We start from the raw sequence: 410 nt of genomic DNA on the forward strand, positions 1-410 counted from the left end.
TCCCATGCTCCGCACCCCCACCCACCCCCGAATCGGTGCACCGGCTCCTTCTCCCACCCCCATCCGGCCGACACCCACATCAACCGATCGGCTGACCCGCGTGCACCGCCGTCGCGCCGATCACCATGATGACCGCGCCGATGACCTGGGCCGGGTGGAGGGACTGGCCCAGGAGTAGCCACGCCAGGACGGCGGCGGCCAAGGGCTCGACCACGGCCAGCACGCTGGCCGCGATCGGAGTCAGCTCTCGGAGGGCTCGGAGCCCCGCCAGGTAGGGCACGGCGGTGCCGAAGGCGGCCAGGATCAGCAGGACCAGCCATGCGGGCGGGTGCCGGTCGCCGAGTGCGGTGGGGGCTGTGAGCAGGTCGAAAGGGACGGCCCACGGAGGAGCGATCACGGACACCGCAACA

Annotated in this window: 1 protein-coding gene; it reads right to left on the reverse strand. The window is 72.0% G+C overall.

The window, feature by feature from the left end:
• Positions 1–79: 79 nt before the first annotated feature.
• Positions 80–410, reverse strand: a 331-nt coding sequence (locus tag ACIRS4_RS36220; RefSeq protein WP_404204208.1) for an EamA family transporter, incomplete at its 5' end; no start/stop codon positions are given.

The sequence above is a fragment of the Streptomyces sp. NPDC101166 genome (genome assembly GCF_044768125.1).
Classification (GTDB): Bacteria; Actinomycetota; Actinomycetes; order Streptomycetales; family Streptomycetaceae; genus Streptomyces.